Source organism: Rhodospirillales bacterium, from assembly GCA_016872535.1.
Lineage (GTDB): Bacteria > Pseudomonadota > Alphaproteobacteria > Rhodospirillales > 2-12-FULL-67-15 > 2-12-FULL-67-15.
In genome coordinates, this window is the sequence record VGZQ01000072.1 from 1 (window position 1) to 15,594 (window position 15,594).

14 protein-coding genes and 1 tRNA gene are annotated in these 15,594 nt (G+C 66.6%); 8 read left to right on the forward strand and 7 right to left on the reverse strand.

Translation table 11 applies throughout. The annotated features are described in order from the left end of the window. The 3 genes from FJ311_12950 to FJ311_12960 all read left to right on the forward strand — a co-directional run. The coding region (locus FJ311_12950; GenBank protein MBM3952346.1) for a mononuclear molybdenum enzyme YedY at positions 1–114 on the forward strand (114 nt) is incomplete at its 5' end. Between the two features lie 19 nt (positions 115–133). Further along, complete coding sequence (locus FJ311_12955; protein MBM3952347.1) at positions 134–772, forward strand: sulfoxide reductase heme-binding subunit YedZ; 639 nt, start codon at positions 134–136, stop codon at positions 770–772. Positions 773–897: 125 nt separating this feature from the next. Next, positions 898–2,565, forward strand: a complete 1,668-nt coding sequence (locus tag FJ311_12960) for an EAL domain-containing protein (GenBank protein ID MBM3952348.1) — start codon at positions 898–900, stop codon at positions 2,563–2,565. Positions 2,566–2,628: 63 nt separating this feature from the next. Here the strand turns inward: FJ311_12960 and polA are convergent, their stop codons facing one another. Continuing rightward, on the reverse strand, positions 2,629–5,493 hold the full coding sequence (polA, locus tag FJ311_12965; GenBank protein ID MBM3952349.1) for a DNA polymerase I: 2,865 nt from the start codon (positions 5,491–5,493) through the stop codon (positions 2,629–2,631). Between the two features lie 42 nt (positions 5,494–5,535). Continuing rightward, positions 5,536–5,727: a zinc-finger domain-containing protein gene (locus FJ311_12970; GenBank protein MBM3952350.1), complete on the reverse strand. Its 192-nt coding sequence runs from the start codon at positions 5,725–5,727 to the stop codon at positions 5,536–5,538. Positions 5,728–5,822: 95 nt separating this feature from the next. Here FJ311_12970 and FJ311_12975 point away from each other — a divergent pair, with 95 nt between their 5' ends. The 5 genes from FJ311_12975 (at position 5,823) to FJ311_12995 (ending at position 12,245) form a co-directional block, all read left to right on the forward strand. Then, positions 5,823–6,785, forward strand: a complete 963-nt coding sequence (locus tag FJ311_12975; GenBank protein MBM3952351.1) for an ABC transporter ATP-binding protein — start codon at positions 5,823–5,825, stop codon at positions 6,783–6,785. Next, entirely contained in the window at positions 6,782–7,894 is a 1,113-nt protein-coding gene (locus FJ311_12980; GenBank protein ID MBM3952352.1) for an alpha/beta hydrolase, read from the forward strand. The genes FJ311_12975 and FJ311_12980 overlap by 4 nt, the downstream gene beginning before the upstream one ends. 296 nt (positions 7,895–8,190) lie before the next feature. Further along, positions 8,191–8,267, forward strand: a tRNA-Arg gene (locus tag FJ311_12985). Then, entirely contained in the window at positions 8,240–11,044 is a 2,805-nt protein-coding gene (locus FJ311_12990; GenBank protein MBM3952353.1) for a PAS domain S-box protein, read from the forward strand. Before FJ311_12985 ends, FJ311_12990 begins: the two co-directional genes overlap by 28 nt. 127 nt (positions 11,045–11,171) lie before the next feature. After that, positions 11,172–12,245, forward strand: a complete 1,074-nt coding sequence (locus tag FJ311_12995) for a hypothetical protein (GenBank protein MBM3952354.1) — start codon at positions 11,172–11,174, stop codon at positions 12,243–12,245. A 32-nt stretch (positions 12,246–12,277) separates the two neighbouring features. Here FJ311_12995 and FJ311_13000 read toward each other — a convergent pair whose 3' ends face one another. The 5 genes from FJ311_13000 to FJ311_13020 form a co-directional block, all read right to left on the reverse strand. Continuing rightward, positions 12,278–12,742, reverse strand: coding sequence for a RidA family protein (locus tag FJ311_13000; GenBank protein ID MBM3952355.1), 465 nt, complete (start codon positions 12,740–12,742; stop codon positions 12,278–12,280). Next, positions 12,700–13,416 (reverse strand): M48 family metallopeptidase, encoded by a 717-nt coding sequence (locus tag FJ311_13005; protein ID MBM3952356.1) that lies wholly within the window; start codon positions 13,414–13,416, stop codon positions 12,700–12,702. The genes FJ311_13000 and FJ311_13005 overlap by 43 nt, the downstream gene beginning before the upstream one ends. A gap of 62 nt (positions 13,417–13,478) precedes the next feature. Further along, positions 13,479–14,420 carry a dihydrodipicolinate synthase family protein gene (locus tag FJ311_13010; GenBank protein ID MBM3952357.1) on the reverse strand — a complete coding sequence of 314 codons (942 nt, stop codon included), beginning with the start codon at positions 14,418–14,420 and terminating at the stop codon, positions 13,479–13,481. A 6-nt stretch (positions 14,421–14,426) separates the two neighbouring features. Further along, positions 14,427–14,909, reverse strand: a complete 483-nt coding sequence (locus FJ311_13015; protein ID MBM3952358.1) for a YcgN family cysteine cluster protein — start codon at positions 14,907–14,909, stop codon at positions 14,427–14,429. A 44-nt stretch (positions 14,910–14,953) separates the two neighbouring features. Continuing rightward, entirely contained in the window at positions 14,954–15,481 is a 528-nt protein-coding gene (locus tag FJ311_13020; protein MBM3952359.1) for an SCO family protein, read from the reverse strand. Positions 15,482–15,594: the final 113 nt, after the last annotated feature.

Below are 15,594 nucleotides of genomic sequence, written 5' to 3' on the forward strand. Positions count from 1 at the left end.
CGCGTCATCGGCGATCCGTTCTTCTCGCCGCGCAAGCCGACCTTGATGTTCAACGGCTACGAGGAGGACGTGGCGCACCTCTACAAGGGCATGGACCTCGCCAAGCTCTATTAGGCTTCCGTCCTGGCGGGTTATGCTCGCCCCCGGCATGTCCCGCTTCGCCAAGCCGCCCATCGCGAAAGCGATCGTTTTTGTCCTGTGCCTCGCGCCGCTCGCGTGGCTCGCCCATCGCGGCCTGACGGCGGGCTTCGGCGCGCACCCGCAGGAATACGTCAACCGCTTCCTCGGCGACTGGGCGCTCCGTTTTCTCCTGATCGCGCTTGCCGTGACGCCGCTCCGCCTGATCGGCGGCTGGCCGCAGCTCGCGCGCTTTCGCCGCATGATCGGGCTTTACGCCTTCTTCTACGCGACTCTCCACGTGCTGAGCTACGTGGTCGCCACCCATTTCTTCGACTGGGCGGAAATCCTGAAGGACATCGTCAAGCGCAACTACATCACCGTCGGCATGGTGGTGTTCGCGATCCTGCTGCCGATGGCGGCGACCTCGACCGCCGGCATGGTCAAGCGCCTCGGCCCCAAGCGCTGGCAGGCGCTGCATCGCCTCGTCTATCTCGCCGGCATCGGCGGAGTGTTCCACTTCTTCATGATGGTCAAGGCCGATTGGCGCGAACCCCTGCTCTACGCCCTGATCCTCGCCTTCCTGCTCGGCTACCGGGTCTATCGACGCGCGCGCCGATTTTCCAATCCGGGCAAGTCTTCGTTCGGAACTTAACCCCTCCAAAGGAGGGATATGATCGAAAATATTACATTTTTCATTTCGCCCGAATAAGGGAATAAGGGTAGAATACGCTTAATCAAAACAGAACCATATTTGCGATCAAGTTTAGGGAGCGCGGGATGACTTCCCAGGGCAGCGCTTCATTGGCGCAACGTTTCGTGGCGCTGGCATTTTGCCGCGCCGACGCGTTGTTCGAGTTGGACGATCGACAAAACGTCGTCTTTGCCGCCGGCGCAACGGACCGTCTCCTCGGAAAGGCGCCCGACGCACTCAAAGGCATCCCCTTCAAGGGCTTGTTCACGGATAAAGGCGGCGCCCTGATCGCCGACCTGCTCGCGGGCGCGGGCGCCCAGGGGCGGATCGACGATGTGATGCTGGAAATGCCGCTTGCCAGCGGCGCGATTGCCCAGGTGGCCTTGGCCGGGTACCGGGCCGCCGATTTCGACGGTCATTTTTTTGTCGCTCTGAAAGTGGCGCCCCGTCGAATCATCGACACCTCGCGCGCCCCGATCGCGCGCGACTCCGAAACGGGCCTCATGGCCAAAAACGAATTCGCCGCCGTCGCCGCCGAGCGGATCAAGTCCATGCAGGACGCCGGCCAGAAGACCAAGGTGACCATGGTCAACGTCGCCAACCTAGAAAATTTGCGCGGCGAAATACCCAAGGGCGCGCACGAGAATGTCCTCAAGGCCATCGGCGGCGTCTTGAATCGCTATTCCGTGGGCGGCGACACCGCCACCCGGATCGACGGGGAAAATTTCGGTTTCGTGCACGGCGATAACGTGGACATCCCCGCGGTCAACCAGGAAATGTTGGCCGCCACGTGCCAAGTCCACTCCGCCGCCGCCCAACTCAAATCCAAGACCAGCACCATCGAAATCGATCCGGCGGCGTTGACCGAGGATCAAATCGTCAAGGCTTTGATCTACTCGATGCGAACCTTTTCCAAGAATCCCAGCGCGGTCGAGAACAAGAGCATGAGCAGTTTGCTCGAAAGCCGGGTCACCGAAACCATGAAAATGGTCGAAACTTTCCAGGCCATCTGCCGAACCCGGAATTTCGACCTGGTTTACATGCCGATCTGCCATCTGAAGACGCACCAAGTACACCACTTCGAGGCGCTGACCCGCTTCCGCGAGGGCGGCAAGAAAGGCACCTCGTCACCCTATGAAATGATTACCTTGGCCGAAGAAATGGGCATCGTTGCCGAATTCGACCTAGCGGTTACCCGCAAGGCCATCGACTTCGCGGTGAAGAGCGCCCTCGCCGGCTTGCCGCCGATCGCGGTCAATATTTCCGGCCATTCGATCGGCAACGCGGATTTCAACGCCACGATCCTCTCTCTTCTCGGCAGCGCCACCAACATCGCCGGCAAAATCATGTTCGAGATCACCGAATCGTCCGAGATCAAGGATTTGGAAGGCGTCAACCGCGCGATCCAAGGATTCCGCAAAAAAGGATTCAAGATGGCGCTCGACGATTTCGGCGCGGGCGCGGCCAGCTTCGATTACCTCAACACGCTGGACGTGGACACGGTCAAGTTCGACGGCCCCGTCGTCAAGCGCGCCTATGCCACCGACAAGGGACGGGCGTTCCTCGCCTCGATGGCGACGTTGTGCAACAGCATGGGTATCGAAACCATCGCCGAAATGGTCGAGGACGAACCGCTGGCCAAGTTCCTGGCCGGTTGCGACGTCCATCTGGGCCAGGGCTATTATTTCGGCAAGGCCGACGCCGATCCGGCGTTTTTTTTGTCGCAAAACAGGGCCCGGGTCGTAAACGCCTGATCGGGAGCGTTTCCGGCGCGCTTAGAGTATGATCCGACCAAATAGGATCATACTCTAGATGCCTCAGTGCGCCTCGTCCCAGTTGGCGCCGCGGCCGACATCCACCACCAGCGGCACGCCGTCGAGATGGGCGGCGCTTTCCATGATCTTCTTCGCCACCTCGGCGGTCGCGTCGACCTCGGCCGCCGGCACCTCGAACACCAGCTCGTCGTGGACCTGGAGCAGCATGCGCGCCTTGAGCCTGGCCTTGGCGAGCGTGGCGGGCAGCCGCGTCATGGCGCGCTTGATGATGTCGGCGGCGCCGCCCTGGATCGGCGCGTTGATGGCGGCCCGTTCGGCGAAGCCGCGCAGCGCCTGGTTTTTGTCGTTGATGCCGCGCACGTGGCATTTGCGCCCGAACAGCGTGGTAACGAAGCCCCGGCGGCGGGCCGCGGCCTTGGTGCGCTCCATGTAGTCGCGGATGCCGGGATAGCGCTCGAAGTAGGCGTCGATGTAGCGCGCCGCTTCCTCGCGCGGGATCGAGAGCTGGCGCGCGAGCCCGAAGGCCGAGATGCCGTAGATGATGCCGAAATTGATCGCCTTGGCGCGCCGGCGCACGTTGGCGTCCATGCCCTTCATCGGCACGCCGAACACCTGGGACGCGGTCATGGCGTGGATGTCGTGGCCCTGGCGGAACGCTTCCTTGAGCGCGTCGATGCCGGCGACGTGGGCCAAGAGGCGCAGCTCGATCTGCGAGTAATCCGCCGACACCAGCCGCCAGCCCTTGTCGGCGACGAAGGCGCGGCGGATCTTGCGCCCTTCGTCGGTGCGGATCGGGATGTTCTGCAGATTGGGATCCGACGACGACAGCCGCCCGGTCGAGGCGACGGCCTGCGCATACGACGTGTGCACCCGCCCGGTGTCGGGATTGATTTCGGCGAGCAGCGCGTCGGCGTAGGTGCTCTTGAGCTTGGCGAGCTGGCGCCATTCGAGCACGCGGGCGGGCAGTTCGTGGCCGGCGGCGGCGAGGTCTTCGAGGGTCTCGGCGTCGGTGACGTAGGCGCCGGTCTTGGCTTTCTTGCCCCCGTCGAGCTTCATCTCGTCGAACAGGATTTCGCCCAACTGCTTCGGCGAGCCGACGTTGAATTCGCGGCCCGCCAGGCGGTGAATGTTCCCTTCGAGATGGGCGAGGCGCTTGGCGAAATCGTCGCTCAGGTCCTTCAGGACCCCGGCGTCGACCTTGATTCCTTCCCGTTCCATCGCCGCCAGCACCGGCACCAGCGGGCGTTCGAGCGTTTCGTAGACCGTGACCAAATGTTCGGCCGCAAGGCGCGGCTTCAGAACCCGGTGCAGGCGATAGGTGACGTCCGCGTCCTCGGCGGCGTAGGCGAGCGCCTTGTCGAGCGGCACGCGGTCGAAGGTGATCTGGGATTTGCCGCTGCCGGTCACGTCGGAAAATGTGATCGTCTTGTGGCCGAGATGCAGCTCGGACAATTCATCCATGCCGTGGCCGTGGAGACCGCCTTCGAGCACGTAGGAGAGCAGCATGGTGTCGTCGAACGGCCGGATGGCGATGCCGTGGCGAGCGAGCACCTGCATGTCGTATTTTATGTTTTGCCCGATCTTGAGGACGGTCGCGTCTTCCAGCAGCGGCTTCAGGAGCGCGACGGCGCGCTTCAGGGGAATCTGCATCGGCGCGTCCCCGTGCGCCGACTTGCCGCCGCCGTCGCCGAGATCGAACGCGCCTTGAGCGGCGGCGCCGACGTGGCCGAGCGGGATGTAGCACGCGCGCCCGTCAGGCAATCCGAGCGAGACGCCGACCAATGCCGCGCGGAAGGGATCCAAGGACGTAGTTTCGGTGTCGACCGCAACCCGGCCCGCCTCGGTCGCCGCCGCGATCCAGCGCGCGAGCGCCGCTTCGTCCTGCACCAGCTCGTACAGCTTGGGATCGGGCTTGCCGCCAGGATCGAGGATTGGCGCCTCGGGGATCGGCGCCGGCGCTTCCCGAGTTTCGGCTTTTTCTTTTTCCTTTTTTTCTTTCTTCTTCGGTTCAGGCAAGGCGCCGAGGTCGAGGTTGTGGCGACTGGCGACCCGGGCGGCGATGGAACGGAAGTTCTGCTCGGCCAGGAACGCGAGCAATTTCGGCCAGTCGGGCGGGCGTTTCTTGAGCACCGCCAAACCGCCCTTGACCGGCACGTCGTCCTTGAGGCGCACCAGTTCGCGGCTGACGCGGGCGTCCTCGGCGTGCGCGACCAGGGCCTCGCGCCGTTTCGGCTGGGCGATCTCGCCCGCGCGCGAAAGCAGCGTGTCGAGATCGCCGTATTTTTCGATCAGTTCGGCCGCGGTCTTGACCCCGATGCCCGGCACCCCGGGCACGTTGTCGGTCGAATCGCCGGCGAGAGCCTGCACGTCGATCACCTTTTCCGGGCCGACGCCGAACTTCTCCTTGACCTGCTCCGGCCCGATGGTCCGGTTCTTCATGGCGTCGAGCATGACGACGCCGGGGCCCACCAGCTGCATCAGGTCCTTGTCCGAGGAGACGATGGTGACCTGATGCCCGGCCTCGCGCGCGAGCCGGGCGTAGGTGGCGATCAGGTCGTCCGCCTCGAAGCCCTCGATCCCCAGTTCGGCCACGTTCATGGCGCGCACCGATTCGTGGACGAGGGCGAACTGCGGCACCAGTTCCTCGGGCGGGTCGGGCCGGTGCGCCTTGTAATCGGGGTAGAGGTCGTTGCGGAACGTGCGCCGCGCCCGGTCGAACACCACCGCCACGTATTCGGCGTCGGCGTCCTCGATCAGCTTCAACAGCATGTTGACGAAGCCGTAGACGGCGTTGACCGGCGTTCCGTCCGGGCGCGTCATCGGCGGCAGCGCGTGGAAGGCGCGGAAGATGAACCCCGAACCGTCGATCAGGAAGACATGCGGCGGTCTTGCGCGCGCCGAGCGCACGACATCCGGCTTATGCGCGGCCTTGGGCTTCGCGGCCACCGCCTAGTGCCCCGCGTCGGCGGAGGCGCCTTCGGCCAGCACGAAGCGCCGGCTGCAATAGGGACAGACGATTTCGCCCGAAGAGCCGATGCGCAGGAACACCCGGGGATGGCCGAGAGATCCGTTGCCGTCGCAGGCGACCGCCGGCGTATCGACCGTGATCGTGTCCGCATCGCGCGCCAGGGTGTCGTTCATCGGCCTTGTCCGGAGCGTTTCTCTTTCGGATGATGGCGCCCGATGATAGCGGATCGTCCCCCATATTCAATGATCGCGTTCAACAACCGCATTCAATGACCGAACCGTCCCTGCCCGACTTCGCCATCGAGACCGAGAACCTCTCGAAGACCTACGCCGGCGCCAACGGGCGGGGCGGGCGCGCGGCGCTCGACGCGGTCGGCCTCAAGGTCCCGCGCGGGTCGTTCTTCGGCTTGCTCGGTCCCAACGGGGCGGGCAAATCGACCCTCATCAACATCCTGGCCGGGCTGGTGGTGAAAACTTCCGGCGCGGCGCGGGTCTGGGGCTACGACATCGAGGCCGAGATGCGAAGCGCGCGCGCCTCGATCGGCGTGGTGCCGCAGGAGCTGAACATCGATCCGTTCTTCACGCCGCGCGAGCTGCTGGAACTGCAGGCCGGGCTCTACGGCGTGCCGAAACCTAAGCGCCGCACCGACGCCATCCTGGAGGCGGTCGGCCTCGCCGACAAGGCCAACGCCTACGCCCGCGCGCTGTCGGGCGGGATGCGAAGGCGCCTGCTGGTGGCCAAGGCGATGGTGCACGCGCCGCCGGTGCTGGTGCTGGACGAGCCGACCGCCGGCGTCGACGTGGAACTCCGCCGCCAGCTATGGGATTACGTGCGCGGGCTCAACGCGCGCGGCACCACCATCCTGCTCACCACCCATTACCTCGAGGAAGCCGAGGCGCTCTGCGATTCCATCGCCATCATCAACCGCGGCCGGCTGATCGCGTGCGAGGCGAAGGAGACGCTGCTCCGCCGCCTCGATTCCAAGGAGATGACCGTCATCCTCGCCGCGCCGGTGGGCCGCGTCCTGCCCGAGCCGCTCAAGCCGTTCCACGTCGAGAACCCGGCGCCCGACCGGCTGGTGTTCCATTACCCGCCGAGCCGGGTCGACGGCGGCGCGATCCTGGCGGCGGTGCGCGAGGCGGGCCTGGCCATCCGCGACGTGTCGACGCGCGAAGCGGACCTCGAGGACATTTTCCTCACCCTGACTCGTTCGGGAGAAGAGAAGCGATGACCCCCCCTCACCCAGCTTCGGATAAGGCGCGGGCTGACGCCCGCGCCAACCCTTCGCAACCCTCTCCCCCCGCGAGTGGCGGGGGGAGAGGGAAGGGTGAGGGGGGTAATCCCATTCGACCGCGCCATGTTCTAGGCGCGTTGCTTCTGCTCCTCGCCGGTTGCGCGCCGATCGTCGAGCTTCCGGGTCCGGCCGCGTATCCGCCGCGCTTGCACGATTATTTCTTCCACGCCGCCGACGGCGCCGCGCTGCCGTTCCGCGTCTGGATGCCGGACGACGCGCGGCCGAAGGCGGTGGTCGTCGCGCTGCACGGGTTCAACGATTATTCCAACTTCTTCGACGCGCCGGGCGAGGCCCTGCGCGCGCGCGGCATCGCCAGTTACGCCTACGACCAGCGCGGCTTCGGCGCGACCGCGAAGCCGGGCCTGTGGCCCGGGACGCGGGCGATGAAGGACGACTTGCGCGCGTTCGCCCGCTTGGTGCAGGCGCGCCACCCGGAGGCGCCGCTTTATCTTCTGGGCGAGAGCATGGGCGGCGCGGTGATCCTGGCGGCGGGCGCGGAAGCGCCGTTGCCGGGGGAAGGCGCGATCCTGTCGGCGCCCGCGGTGTGGGGCCGCGCCACCATGCCGTGGTACCAGCGCGCCGCCCTCTGGCTCGGCGCGCATCTCGCCCCGGCGATGAACATTTCGGGGCGGAGCCTGCGCATCACGCCTTCCGACAACATCGAGATGCTGCGGGCGCTGGGGCGCGATCCGCTGGTACGCAAGGAAACGCGCATCGACGCGGTGCACGGCCTGGTCGGCCTGATGGACGAGGCCCTCGACGGCGCGGCGCGGTTCGAGGCGCGCGCGCTCATTCTCTACGGGCGGAAGGACGAGATCATCCCCAAGGCGCCGACCCGGCGGATGATCGAGCGGTTGCCCGCCACCAAGGAGCGGCAAAAGACCGCGTTCTACGCCGCGGGCTATCACATGCTGCTCCGCGACCTCGCGGCCGACGTTCCGCTCGCCGACATCGCCGCGTGGATCGAGGACGGACACGCACCGCTGCCCTCGGGCGCCGACCGGATCGCCGTCGACGTCGCCCTCGACGACGAACCGGGCGGATAACCGCCGGCGAAAGCAAGGTAACGCCGGGGGAACGCGGGGCAAAACCGGCCTAAGGCGTTGATATTTCTCGAAACAGCCCGTTTCGTGTAGGCATTTGTAGGCATCCGGCCGCGGGCCCGGACGCGCGCGGGCCGTTGCCCGGCCCGAGGCGCCGTCTTTTTTCCATCCTTATTCACCATGTCCAAGAACGCGAAACCGGGCTCGCGTTCCATATAACCTATAATAGGAATTTTGTCAAGTGCCGCTTTCGGGGCGCGTCGGCTAACGTCGCGGCCATTACGCCCGCAAAGCGCGCCGCACCCGTAGCTCAGTTGGATAGAGCGCTGCCCTCCGAAGGCAGAGGTCGTGAGTTCGAGTCTCGCCGGGTGCGCCAGCTTCCCTTTCCGCCGGCCGCAAAGCGCCGAAAACGCCGTTGTTCCCGCCCGCGGCGTATTTTATTTTTGCGAGCTTTCGCGCCGCGCGGGCGGACGGCACCTCCATGCCGCCGTCTTCCTTCACATCCGGGCCTCTTCGTTGATCGATCATTCGCCCATATCCCCCGGCGATCCGCCATCGACGGCCGCGCCCGAACGGCGGTTGCGCGCGCCGCGCGGCTTCCTGCGGTATCTGTTCAGCAAGCACGGTTGGCCGACATGGCTGGCGCTTGCGATCGGCGCGGCCCTGGTGTTCGCCGTATGGTCCGTCCTGCGCGCGCAGGCCTTGAAGAGCGCCGAGGAAATATTCGCAAACCGCGCGCGGTCGGTGGTCGAGGCGATCGAGGATCGCATGCACGATCACGCGCAGATCCTGCTCGGCGGAGCGGGGCTTTTCGACGCGAGCGGTTCGGTCGACCGGATCGAGTGGCGCGCCTATATCCGGCGCCTGGACCTCGCGCGGAATTATCCGGGCATCCAGGGAGTGGGCTACAGCAAGGCCGTCCGGCCAGCCGACCTGCCGGCCCACGTCGCGGCGGTGCGCGCGGAAGGGTTTCCCGATTACGCGATCCGGCCCGCGGGCGCGCGGGACCTTTACACGCCGGTCGTCTATATCGAACCGTTCGCCGACAGGAACCTCGCCGCTTTCGGCTACGACATGCTTTCCGAACCGACGCGCCGGAAAACCATGCAGCACGCGGCGGAAACCGGCAAGCCGACGATATCCGGCAAGGTCACCCTGGTCCAGGAAACGCACGGGCCGCAGCAGGCCGGTTTTCTGATGTACGCGCCGGTTTACCGCCGGGGATGGCCGACGGACACGGCCCGCGAACGGTGGGAGGCGCTGGAGGGTTTCGTCTACAGCCCCTATCGGATGAACGACCTGATGGACGGGGTGCTGGGCGGACGGAACCTCGGCATCGGTTTCGTCGTTCTCGACGGCACGGCGGGCAGCGACGAAGAGCGGAAAATGTACGCCTCCGATACTCCCGAGAATTTCCGGCCCGATTTTCGCGCGACCCGGATCATGAACTTCTACGGGCATTCCTGGACCATAGAGCTCTACGCCCTGCCGGGGTTCATGGAACACGCCGCGCTCGCCCGCGCGGACGCGGTGCCCCTGGCGGGGGGGCTGCTGGTCCTTCTGTTGGCCGGCCTCACCTTCAACATGTCCGCCGGGCGCGTGCGCGCCCAGGAACTGGCCGAGGAGATGAGCTGGCGCACACGGATGATCCTCGAAACGGCGGCCGACGGAATCGTCACCATCGACCAGCGCGGGATCGTGGAAACCTTCAATCCGGCGGCCACGAAAATATTCGGATACGGCGCCGCGGAGGTCGTCGGCCGGAACATCAAGATGCTGATGCCCCGGCCCTATCGCGACGAACACAACGGGTATCTGGCCAACTATCTGCGCACCGGCGACGCCAAGATCATAGGTCTCGGGCGGGAGCTGACCGGCCAGCGCAAGGACGGCTCGACTTTCCCGATGGAACTGGCGGTCAGCGAGGCGACGGTGGCGGGCAAGAAAATTTTCACCGGCATCGTCCGCGACATCACCGGACGCAAACGGATCGAGCGGGACATGCAAGCCGCCAGGACGGACGCCGAACGCGCCAACAACGCGAAATCCGAGTTTCTCTCGCGCATGAGCCACGAATTGCGCACGCCCCTGAACGCGGTCCTGGGGTTCGCGCAACTGCTGCAATATAATCCGAAGGAGCCGCTGACCAAGGCCCAGGCCGACAGCGTGCGGTTGATTCTGTCGGGCGGCAAGCACCTGCTCAACCTCATCAACGACATTCTCGATCTCGCCAAGATCGAAACCGGCAAGCTGTCGGTATCGATCGAGGACGTGAATCCCGTCCAGGCGATCGAGGACTGCCTGCCCCTGATCGAAAGCCTGGCCCAACAGCGGAACATCACCATCGCCCGGGACATCGCCGACGTCGGGCATGTCCGCGCCGACTACACCCGGTTGCGCCAATGCGTGCTGAACCTCCTCAGCAACGCCGTCAAGTACAACCGGGACGGCGGCGGGGTGACCATTACCGTCGCGGCGATATCCGACCGATCGATCCGCATCGCCGTATCCGACACCGGCGTGGGAATTCCCCGCGAACGGCAAGACGAACTGTTCCGGCCGTTCAGCCGTCTCGGCGCCGAAGCCCGGCAGATCGAGGGCAGCGGCATCGGACTCGCCTTGACCCGTGAATTGACCGCGCTGATGAACGGGCGCATCGGCTGCGACAGCGAGCCGGACGTCGGCAGCGTCTTCTGGATCGAGTTGCCCAGGGCCGAATCAAAAACGACGGCGGCGCCCGCGATGGAACCGACGCCCATCGCCCAGCCGAAAACGTCCGCGTCCCGGATTCTTTATATCGAGGACAACCCGGCGAATCTCGAACTCGTCCGCAAGATCGTGCAGCAAGTTCCGGACTTCGAACTGACGACCGCGCACACCGGCGAACTGGGGATCGAAAGCGCCAAATCGTCCGTTCCCGACGTCATCCTTCTCGACATCAACCTGCCGGGCATGAACGGATACGACGTCCTGCGGCGCTTGCGCGCGATGCAGGAAACGGCGCATATTCCGGTCATCGCGCTGACCGCGGCGGCGACCCACGCCGATATGGAACGCGGCATGAAGGCGGGATTTTTCCGCTACCTGACCAAGCCGTTGAACATCGCGGAGCTTTTGGAAGCCCTCGCTGTCGCCGCGAATCGGGACATCTGACCGGCGTTCCGGGCCGCGCGACCGCGGCGGCGCGCTGGACGCCCATCGTTCCGGAGATTATTTTCGGTGGCTTCTCGCCGCTTCCCGCGCATAGTCATTTAATTGGGACAGTCCGGTCACGCCCCTTATGTTTCGCGTCGTCGCCGTCAACCTCGGCCTGCTGTTCGCCGCGATCGCCGCCGCCGAGCTGGTGTTCGGCACCTGGCTGTTCGGTCCCTCGTTCGGCGCGCTCAACCTGCCGCGCGACAGCGTTCGGCGGCTGGACGTGAGCGCGCTTCGTCCCGGCGCCGAGCCGGTGCTGTACACCCGCGACCGCTGGGGCCTGCGCGGGCGTTACGAGCACACGGGCGCCATCGGCATCCTCGCCGTCGGCGGCTCCACCACCAACGAAATGTACGTCGGCGACGACGAGACCTGGACCGCGCGGCTTGCGGAACATTTCGCCCGCGCGGGAATTTCCCTGAACGTGGTCAATGCCGGCGCCGAAGGGCAATCGACCGTCGGCCACCTCCACAACTTCGACGCCTGGCTTCCGCTGATCCCGGGGCTCAAGTTCCGCTATCTCCTCGCCTACATCGGGGTCAACGACCTCGCCCTCGGGCCGCGCGGGGCCGACCCCATCCAGGCCGCGTTCGACCGCGCCGAAAGCCCGCAACGGTGGCGGCGCGTCCGCCAATACCTCGCCAACCACAGCGCGCTCTACCGGCTGTGGCGCACGGCGCGCGGCGCGGTCGAGGCCCGGGACGCGGGCATCATCCATGTCTACACCCCCCACGCGGCGTTCCAGTGGATCGAAACGCCGGAACCGGAGGTCGGCGAACCCGAGGCGGGCTCGGACCTCGCCCGCCGGCTGGAGGGCTACGGCGCGCGGGTGACCGAGCTGATCCGCCGAACCCGCGCCCTCGGCGCCGAAGCGATCATCGTCACCCAGAAACGCGGCAACTGGCGGCGCGAACGGGGAAAGCTGCTGTTCGCGCGCAAGCCCGACGGCGCGCCGGACATCTCCGAGTACGCGGAAACGATCCTGTTCAACCGCGCGGCCATGGCCGCCTGCTGGAAGGCGAACGCCATCTGCATCGACCTCGGTTCCGAGATCGAGTTCGAACCCGGCGATTTCTACGACCGCGTCCACACCACGCCGCAGGGTTCGGCGCGCATCGCCGAGTTCCTGTTCGCGCGGCTGAAGGATAAGGTGCGGTGATTTTCGTCGGCGCGGGCGGATGACGAAATCCGCTAGGCGATCTCGAAAATCGCCTCGATCTCGACCGCGGCCTGCGCCGGCAGCGCCGCCATGCCGACCGTGGTGCGCGCGTGCCGCCCGGCGTCGCCGAAGGCGAGCGCCATCAGGTCGGAGGCCCCGTTCGAGACCTTGGCGTGATCGGCGAAATCGGGCGTGCAGTTGACGAAGCCGCCGACCCGGACGCAGCGGCGCACCCGGTCGAGATCGCCGATCGCCGCCTTGAGCTGCGCGAGGATGTTGAGGGCGCAGATCTTCGCCGCCTCGTAGCCCTGCTCGACGGTGACGCCGCCGCCGAGCTTGCCCGCGACCGCGACCTTGCCGTCGCGGTAAGGCAGCTGGCCGGCCATGAACACGAGATTGCCGGTCACCACCGCCGGCACGTAGTTGCCTGCCGGCTTCGTCGCCGCCGGCAACGTCAGCCCCGCGTCCGCCAGACGCTTTTCCACCTGTCCCGCCATGAAGTTCCTCCCCGATCGATCGGGCGATCGTAATCGCTCGGACGCGGCGAGGCCAGCCCGTAGCGCTGCAAGCGTTCGCCCTCGCGCGCAAGCCAGGCGCGGGCGCCCTCCATGTCGTCCGCCAATTCCCCGGCCAACCGCCAGAAGCGCGGCCCGTGGCCACGCACCATCCGATGCGCGACCTCGTGCGCGCAGACATAGTCGGCGACCACGGGCGGGGCGAGAATCAGCCGCCAGCAGAGCGAGAGATCGCCCTTGGCCGAACACGAGCCCCACAACGTCCGGGTGTCGCGCACCGTGACGCGCCCGAGGGCAACCCCGAGGCGGGCGGCTTTTGCGCGCGCGAGCGGCTCCAACGCGCGCTTGGCTTCCGCCTTCAGCCAGTCGGCGACGCGCCGCGCCAGGTGCTCGGGCCGACCGGAGACGCGGATTTCGCCCGCCTCCACCCGCACCACGCCGCGGCCGGGCGTGTCGGCGTGCCGAATCGCGTGCGGAACGCCGCGCAACGGGACGAGGGCGCCCGGAACGAACGGCACCCGCGGCGGGAGGCTCGCGAGCCGGGCCGCGATCCAATCGCGCCGTTTCTCGGCGAAGGCGAGGCCTTCCTTGAGCGACGCGCGCCGGGGCAGCGTGAGCACCGCCTCGTCGCGGGCGTGGTCGACGCGCAGCACCATGCGCCGGGCGCGCGCGCTGCGCCGCACGCGCAAGGGAACGGCGCGGGCCGGGGGCTTCTCGCTCACGCCGCCTTGGGCAGCGCGACGCCGACGCCCTGGATCGCGGCGAGCAGCTCCGCGCGCTCGGCCGCGGTCAACGCCTTCAAGGGCGCGCGCACCCGCGTCCACGTCTCGTCGCCGGTGATCGAGGCCATCACCGCCTTCAGGCCGGGCGGATAGGGGAACTTGGACATGGCGACCCGCGCCGCCGCCAGGCGCTCGTGCCCTGCTGTCATGTCGCGGCCGGCCTGAAAGCCGCGATAAATTTCCGCCGACAACTCGCTCACGATATTGCCGCAGGCGGTAATGGCGCCGGCGCCGCCTTCCTTCAGCATCGGATAGAGCAGATGGTCGGCGCCGGGGAACACGGCGAAGCCGGGAAACGCGTGCGCCGCCTTCTTCATGTTCTCGAAATCGCCGGAGCTGTCCTTCATGCCGACCACGGTATCGGGATAGGCCTTGAGCAGCCGCTCGATCACGCCGAAGGTGACCGGCACGCCCGACATTTGCGGGAAGTGATAGACATAAACCTTGAGGCGCTTGTCGCCGACCTTCTCGATCACCTCGGCGAAGAACGCGGCCATGCCCTCGTCGGACGGGTTCTTGTAGTAGAACGCGGGCAGCATCAGGGCCCCGGCCGCGCCCGCCTTCAACGCCGCGCGGGTGAGATCGACCGCGTCCTGGACCGCGCACGCGCCGGTGCCCGGCATCATGCGGCGGCCGTCGATGCCGGCGGCGGCGAGATCTTCCAGCACGCGGATCCGTTCCGCGACCGTGAACGAGTTCGCCTCGCCGGTGGTGCCGAAAATCCCGAGCGCGTCGGAGCCGCGCGCCAGCAGCCAGCGGCAGTGGGCCGCGAGCTTGGCGGTGTCCGGCGCGCCGTCGGATTTGAGCGGAGTCAGCACGGCGGGGATGATGCCCTTGAGATCACCTTTCAGTTCGGTCACGGGTGTTTCTCCTTCGATGAAAGATCAGGCCGACCAGTCGACCACATGGCGCTCGATGTTGCCGGCCTTGGATTCGGGAATCGCGCGGTCGCGCGCCGACTGGCCGGCCGCGTGCACGGTTTCGGGATCGCCCGACACCAGCGGGTGCCACCACGGCAAATCCTTGCCCTCGTCGATCAAGCGGTAGGCGCACGTGGACGGCAGCCAGTCGATGTGGGGCACGTTGGTCGCGGTCAGCGTCACGCAATCGTGCATCTTCGTGTTGCGGTTGCGGTAGTCCGAGCAGCGGCATTCGGGCAACCGCAGCATCGGGCAGGCGACGCGGGTGAAGTTGAGCGTGCCGTCCTCGTCCTCGATCTTGTGCAGGCAGCACTTACCGCAGCCATCGCAAAGGGACTCCCACTCGTCGGCGTCCATCTGGGAAAGCTTCTTGCTCTTCCAGAAAGGCAGCGACGGCTCAATGGCCTTGGCGGCGGGCCGAGGCTTGTTGCGGCGAACGAGATTCATGGCCCATCGGTATCGGATCGGGGGCGCAAAGGCAAGATTAGGGGCTAAAGGTTGGCCCGGACGCGGGCGGCGATCGCCTCGGGCTCGGTGCCGTGGCTGAAGTGGGCGAGGAACTTCCCATCCCGGCCCATCAGATAAAGGATCGCGGTGTGGTCCATGGTGTATTCGTCGGCCGGCGCGCCCTGCGGCCGCGCCTTGGCGTAATAGACCCGATAGGCCTTGGCCGCCTTGGCGATCTGTTCGGCGGTGCCGGTCAGCCCGACCACGCGCGGATGAAAGTGGCGGACGTATTCCTTGAGTTGTTCGGGCGTGTCGCGTTCGGGATCGACGGTGACGAAGAGCGGCGCAACGTGGACCGCGTCGGCGCCGAGCAGATCGAGCGCCCGCGAAACCGCGGTCAGCGCGGTCGGGCACACGTCGGGGCAATAGGTGAAGCCGAAAAAGACCAGCATCAACCGGCCGCGATAGTCGGCGTCGGTCACCGCGCGGCTCTCGTGACTGACCAGCTCGAACGGACCGCCAACGGCGGGCTTGGCCGTCGGCGCGGGCGCGGACGAACCGAACCATCCCATCTGCTTGCCGCCGAACAGCAGCGCTCCGGGCGCCAGCACCAGCAGCACGACGATCCACGCCACCCGCCGGGTCAGGCCGAGCGCGGCGAGCCACGCGGGCCGGGTTTCGGGCC

Coding starts and splice junctions, on each gene's coding strand:
- FJ311_12995 (MBM3952354.1), top strand. CDS start 11,172: ATGTTTCGCGTCGTCGCCGTCAACCTCGGCCTGCTGTTCGCCGCGATC.
- FJ311_12980 (MBM3952352.1), top strand. CDS start 6,782: ATGACCCCCCCTCACCCAGCTTCGGATAAGGCGCGGGCTGACGCCCGC.
- FJ311_13005 (MBM3952356.1), bottom strand. CDS start 13,416: ATGGTGCTGCGCGTCGACCACGCCCGCGACGAGGCGGTGCTCACGCTG.
- FJ311_13015 (MBM3952358.1), bottom strand. CDS start 14,909: ATGAATCTCGTTCGCCGCAACAAGCCTCGGCCCGCCGCCAAGGCCATT.
- FJ311_13020 (MBM3952359.1), bottom strand. CDS start 15,481: ATGGGATGGTTCGGTTCGTCCGCGCCCGCGCCGACGGCCAAGCCCGCC.
- FJ311_12970 (MBM3952350.1), bottom strand. CDS start 5,727: ATGAACGACACCCTGGCGCGCGATGCGGACACGATCACGGTCGATACG.
- FJ311_13000 (MBM3952355.1), bottom strand. CDS start 12,742: ATGGCGGGACAGGTGGAAAAGCGTCTGGCGGACGCGGGGCTGACGTTG.
- FJ311_12955 (MBM3952347.1), top strand. CDS start 134: ATGCTCGCCCCCGGCATGTCCCGCTTCGCCAAGCCGCCCATCGCGAAA.
- FJ311_12975 (MBM3952351.1), top strand. CDS start 5,823: ATGACCGAACCGTCCCTGCCCGACTTCGCCATCGAGACCGAGAACCTC.
- FJ311_12960 (MBM3952348.1), top strand. CDS start 898: ATGACTTCCCAGGGCAGCGCTTCATTGGCGCAACGTTTCGTGGCGCTG.